2 protein-coding genes and 1 pseudogene are annotated in these 1,381 nt (G+C 37.8%); all 3 read right to left on the bottom strand.

The window, feature by feature from the left end:
- On the bottom strand, nucleotides 1–836 hold an 836-nt coding region (locus ACFIK6_RS09800), incomplete at its 3' end, for a Fic/DOC family protein (RefSeq protein WP_375642733.1).
- Nucleotides 823–1,011 carry an antitoxin VbhA family protein gene (locus tag ACFIK6_RS09795; RefSeq protein WP_273783805.1) on the bottom strand — a complete coding sequence of 63 codons (189 nt, stop codon included), beginning with the start codon at nucleotides 1,009–1,011 and terminating at the stop codon, nucleotides 823–825. The genes ACFIK6_RS09800 and ACFIK6_RS09795, both read right to left, overlap by 14 nt.
- Before the next feature lie 68 nt (nucleotides 1,012–1,079).
- A pseudogene (locus ACFIK6_RS09790) lies at nucleotides 1,080–1,381 on the bottom strand (hypothetical protein); the annotation flags it as partial.

Here is a 1,381-nt window from a genome sequence, read left to right as displayed (position 1 = left end):
GAGTTATCCGTATAAGCAGCAAGGTATGGTTCTCGTTCTGTTGCTTTTGATGCAACATTCAACTCTTTTTGTGATTGCTCACCCTTGGGATCTTCTTTTTGAAGTCTGCTAAAAGCTGTCTTTGTATTCTCCAAAAGGGTCGTAATTTTTTCCTTTTGTTTTTGCGATAATTCTTTATTGCTCTCAATGTAATAGGAAACTTTTTCTCCTAGACCTTGCAAAACGTCAACATTTTTATTTTTTGTAAATTCAGTAAGGTTCTTACGAATAAGCTCAGACAGTAATTCAGAAGTACCATAAAGTGCCTCAATTGATGCCTTTGTCATTTCCTCTCGCGTGATACAGTCCCAGTTGATATTATAACCAGCTTCACGAGCAAGTTGGCCAATAAATTCACGCTGAGTACGTCCATTTCCCTCTCGAAACGGATGCAACGCATTTATTTCACCCATGTAATATCCAGCTCTCTGGCTGAATTTATCCGCATCAAGACCACGCAGATATTGTTCTTTGGCAAGCTGCTGTGTAATCTTCGGTGTGTAGCTTTCAATCTGATGATGATAAGCAAATAAACAACCACCTTTGGTAATATCTATTGAACGGATCTCTCCTGCCCATTCATAGACATCACCAAATAGCTTCTTGTGAATGTCTTTCATATGATTGAGATCAAACTTACCCCTAATAGGAGTACGCTTAAGTTCAAGAGATCTTGCATAAGTGAGAGTAGACTCTACAGACTTTAGCGTAGCTTTATCTTTAATACCAAACCGATTATACATCACACCAGTTTCAGCATCAGTATAAGGATCAACGCCTCCTTTATACTTCTCCACGGTTTACCCGCTCTATATAATCTTCGATAATATCACTTATTTCAAGTTCACCTATAATATAACGCTCTACTTGAGCAACAACTTGTGAATCTGGTTCCAATCCCTCTAAACGTTGGCTTGCTAATGCATTTTTAGCATCAAAGCGACGTCGTTTAATCTCCTCTTCACTCAACATAAAATTCTCCTTTGTTGATATTTATTATAGCTTAAATAAGCTATAGAAGCAAGTTTTCATTCCTTACCTTACCGTATCACATCTTTTGATATTGCACGCGCTATCGCATTGATTTGCTCCTGTTGTCTCTGTTGCAAGAATTTAACTGCTGTTTGAAGCTCGTTCACAAGCTTTTTATCTTGCGGCTGATTTTGGGGTATTGCTTTTGACAAGTCAAAGTCTTGTTTATGAATGGCATCCTGTCCAAAACGCTTATCTAAAGCACTTTGTAGCTTTAAAAACTCTTGATTGATCTGCTCTGGTATCTTTGAATAACTATCACGACCAGCTTCAACATTTTTCATAAAAGTCACTGCTTCTTGTGAAAGTG

The organism is Bartonella sp. AS69XJJH (assembly GCF_042195585.1).
GTDB lineage: Bacteria > Pseudomonadota > Alphaproteobacteria > Rhizobiales > Rhizobiaceae > Bartonella.
Note: the sequence above shows the minus strand (reverse complement) of the source record. Positions and strands in the feature narration are given on the sequence as shown.

Bases quoted from the DNA above. Each gene is read 5' to 3' on its own strand.
- ACFIK6_RS09795 (WP_273783805.1), bottom strand. From the start codon at position 1,011: ATGTTGAGTGAAGAGGAGATTAAACGACGTCGCTTTGATGCTAAAAAT.